The organism is Pedobacter zeaxanthinifaciens (assembly GCF_003313335.1).
Classification (GTDB): Bacteria; Bacteroidota; Bacteroidia; order Sphingobacteriales; family Sphingobacteriaceae; genus Pedobacter; species Pedobacter zeaxanthinifaciens.
This window is the reverse complement of sequence record NZ_QMHP01000020.1, coordinates 1-4,014: the sequence shown is the minus strand read 5'-3', so window position 1 is coordinate 4,014 and position 4,014 is coordinate 1. Positions and strand designations below refer to the sequence as shown.

Here is a 4,014-nt window from a genome sequence, read left to right as displayed (position 1 = left end):
CATCCTAAATAATTAATTGTTAAGTTTGTCTAACTTTTTGGGGGCAGTCCATTAAACCGTTGGGGATTTTTTTATGGTTTTATTGATCATGAAATTTGTCGCGAGCCCATTTCGCAGGATTGTTGATGATATATTCAGCTATATTTTGATACGATCGTTCATCGCGAATGATATGTTCGTAATAATTGCGTTGCCATAATTTGTCATCAAATCCCAATAACCTTAATTGTTTGGTAACGGCCGATTTGTAGCCACGAACAATGGCTCCAACCGTTTGTGATGGCGACTGTGGGGCGACCGTGTTATGGGCGAATTGAATTCGCCCTCATGATTTGTTTTACAAACATTCTCATTTGACTGTGGGGGCGAATTGAATTCGCCCGTATTATCATTCACATGCAATTCGTTGGTGGTATTATCGGGCGAATGCAATTCGCCCCTATCCAATAACCGGATGATGCCGTGCATGTGGTTTGGCATGATGATGAATTCACCCAATTCCACGCTGGGTCGTATTTCTGGGGTTTTTAACCATTCATCATCCGCAATTCGGCCGAATGCATTGCATACCATTTTCCCATCAACCACCTCGCCAAATCTATTTATTCTATTTTGGCAACAAATGGTGATAAAATACAATCCTGCTTGTGCGTAATCGTACCCTTTTAACCTGATGGATCTGCGATGGTGAATTTGTGGATTGAATTTTGGCTTATCGTTCATTTTGTTTTTCTATATTTTGGTAAATGTGATGCTCCCTCACCTTAATTTACTGTCGGCAATTTCGAAGATAACAACTCGTTCAATTACCTTAGTTTTAATCATTTTAAAGGAAATATTTTATATGAATGTAAGAAACTGTTTAAACTTTTTAACTGTTAGTCTGAGCTTGTAGACGACTAGTTGTTAAAGAACGTTTCGACAAGCTCAACACGACACCTGTATGTTAATCAACAGCAATTTAATCAGTTTCTAAGTGTTGGCTGCCGTAAAATTCTTTCAGAATCGAATGAACTTCGGCTTCAGTAATTAAGGTATTTAGGTGTTTTTTGAAGCGCAAAGCTCGTGCTACTATCTCCTGAAAGTCCCGCTTTCCACTGCAATCTTTTTGTTTAACTATCCTGTCATTCCGAGTTTAAGCCTGCCCCGAAACTTCGGGGAGGAATCTATATCTAAACTGCATTAATATAGATCCTTCTCCGCCAACTGGCGAATCAGGATGACAGAAGTAAAAACAAAAAGTATTTCCGTTGCAATCGGGGCTGAAAACTTAAGCCTTTGCACCGTACGTAGCAGCTGGGTCTAGCGTTTAAATCATCTATCCAAGCATATATTGCCGAAACCGATTTTATACTAATTACTCCTGTTTCCTTTGATGCTTAAACCAAGTTCAGGCCCTTTCAATAATTTCGCTCTTTCTACTTTTTTTCAGGTTGCTTTTCGCCATGTATCCAAGTCCAACCACCGTCTGATTTGAATGGCGTACTGATACTTTTTGAGTTGTCGATGCCTATTTTTGTAAAGTAGGATTTGTAATACCAAGCAAAAAAGACTGCGCCCAAAGTAGGTTTATCGGTTTCCTGATAGTTCAACCAAATTTCTCTCGGATTTCCCACGTTGAAACCGCGGAACTTCCCTTGAAAATAGCTTTCGTCTTTCAGCACTTTTGTTCCTGTTGGGTCAATGGTATAAATAAATTCGCCGCCGTAAACTGCTACATTATTGGTTTGAAAAGCTGGCAAAATCCATACGGAAAGTGTTTTATCGTCGTTTTCTTTGATGTACTGATTAAATCTAATGTTAACGGTGTCTTTGAGCAGCTTAATCTGGCCAGTTGCAGTTTGTAATGCTCTTGAATAACGATGAAGCAAGGTCGTATCAACAGGTTGGGTTGTTTTACTTACTTGGCCTTTGTCAACGGTAAAATGAAAAACAAGGTCAAATTGATGGTTTTCATATTTTCCATAAATGGCGTGCCAAGTATCACCCTTTTTGAAGCAAAACCAGTCACTTCCCAACCTGGCCAAGTCTTTCTTGTTTTGGACCATTACGCTGTCCGAAGTTCTCCAAGCAATCATGTCATATTCATATAACCACTCCGCAACAGCCATCTTTTTATTGAAGTCTACAATATCAAATTTTATTGCGGTTGCTTGTTGGCCATAGGTTAAGGTTGCCATGCCTATAAAAAGCAGTGTTATTAGTTTTTTCATTTGTTTGCTGGACTAAGTTTTATTTTTGAGAGTTTGGTTTTATAGCTGATTTAAGTGATTGTTTGGGATATTTAAACCAGATGGGGAGTTAACTAGTAAATCTGTCGAAAGATTGCCAATATTTGTCCTTATAAATGTCGTATTCAATTTGGAAGTTAGAAGAATACCGCTGTTGCACTTCGTGGAATATTTTGGATGGTTTACGAAAATCTCTGCAAGCAAAATAAATTTCTCTTTCTCCGTTAGCAGTTTGTCTGCCAATGTTCAAATAACCATCAATGTCTTTAAGTTCAGTCATCATTTCATCCTGTATCCTGTCAAGCAATCCATATTCATCTTCGCTAGGCATTCCATTGCTTTTGCTACCATCATATCTCAATGTTAATATGGAAACCCAAGGGTGTGAAGGTTTACTGTCCCAACCTAATAAGTCTGTATTAATTATCGCAAATAACTTATTGCCATTTTCAACCTCGGCTTCAAATGCAGTGTGTCCGTCATTTTCTGTATCATAACGAACACCCTCATACTTTTCTATAAATTCTTTTTGTCGCCAAATCAGAAAGTCTTTAAGTTTAGCAATTGGCACGAGTTCTTTTTCAACTTCTTGCAAGCCAACTATGCTTAAAGTGTCAATATTACTGGCAAATTCAAGCTCCCCTAAATAATTGTCCAGAAAAATATAAACTCCATTTGTAATTTGGTTTTTATTTTCTGCTGTTAAATCGTTGTGAACTATTGTTATTGCAATCTCGTCAGGGTATTTTACAGTTTCATTGGCATAGAAATTTAAGTTTTTGCCATTAAATTGGTAGCCTGCCATTGAAATATTAACATCTTCGATATTCATCGCAGGTTTTAATGCCGTAAATTTCCATCCAGCAATATTTGGTGCAGCATTCACAAGTTCTTCAATAAATACGATATTTGTTACATTGCCATCTGCTGTTAAAACAAGCTCAGCAGTGTTGTCGTTGCACATGCCTGTCAAAAAGAAGTAACCGTCTTTAAGCATCGCAAGCTTTGGAGAAATTTTGTTAAAGAAAGATTTTTCAATTTCTTCGCTTCTTTTGCTACTCACCACTTTAAAAAAATCCTTTTCATTCAGTAAAAACCAATTCCAAAAGTCACTATATGATTTTATTGGTTCGTCCTTCTTGCCAAATAGTTTGTCTAAAAATCCCATATCTTTTTTATTTTATTGTCCACAGATGAACAATGTTTTGATGTCAAATTAAGTAAATTTATTGAAAGTAGTTGCCCCGTAAAATTGATGATAATGTTTGATTAGATGCGCTAAGGTAGGTTTAGCGACAGCAATGTTCAACTTAGTGCAATGTTTCATAGTGCTGCTCAATTACTCCTGTTTCCTTTTACAAGCCACGATGTTATCGTTAAGGAAATTAGTCCAGCGGAAATAGCTGACACGATTATGCTTCCATATTGTTCAAAGGAAAGTCCGTTGACTATTCGTAAAAAGAAAATGATTAAAGTCAGCCCTGCGAAAATAGACCAGTACTTCCAACTTACATCATCATTTTCGGTCTTATTTGTTGGTAAGCTATAAATTACAAAAGCAATTGCGAGCCCACCAAGTATACTGGATGAATGTTGCAATATTTTTAAGGTGGGAATTTGTTTGCCTAAAACGTTTATCGACTCTCGTAAAGTTGGAATTGTCTCAACAAAATAGCCGTGTTCGTGAGTAAAGCTGTCCCAAAATAGGTGAGAACCAGCACCGATGATAATGTGTGTATTTCGGAAATACTATCCATCCCTGTACGTTCCAAACTGTTCAGTA

General features: G+C 37.3%; 4 protein-coding genes. All 4 read right to left on the bottom strand.

Translation table 11 applies throughout. The annotated features are described in order from the left end of the window. Nucleotides 1-222: 222 nt before the first annotated feature. Nucleotides 223-723 carry a transposase gene (locus tag DUT68_RS18215; protein ID WP_113639668.1) on the bottom strand — a complete coding sequence of 167 codons (501 nt, stop codon included), beginning with the start codon at nucleotides 721-723 and terminating at the stop codon, nucleotides 223-225. 695 nt (nucleotides 724-1,418) lie between these two features. Further along, nucleotides 1,419-2,213, bottom strand: coding sequence for a hypothetical protein (locus tag DUT68_RS18210; protein ID WP_113639667.1), 795 nt, complete (start codon nucleotides 2,211-2,213; stop codon nucleotides 1,419-1,421). A gap of 88 nt (nucleotides 2,214-2,301) precedes the next feature. Then, complete coding sequence (locus DUT68_RS18205) at nucleotides 2,302-3,399, bottom strand: DUF695 domain-containing protein (protein WP_113639666.1); 1,098 nt, start codon at nucleotides 3,397-3,399, stop codon at nucleotides 2,302-2,304. A 167-nt stretch (nucleotides 3,400-3,566) separates the two neighbouring features. Next, nucleotides 3,567-3,956 carry a DUF4184 family protein gene (locus DUT68_RS18695; protein WP_370738903.1) on the bottom strand — a complete coding sequence of 130 codons (390 nt, stop codon included), beginning with the start codon at nucleotides 3,954-3,956 and terminating at the stop codon, nucleotides 3,567-3,569. Nucleotides 3,957-4,014: the final 58 nt, after the last annotated feature.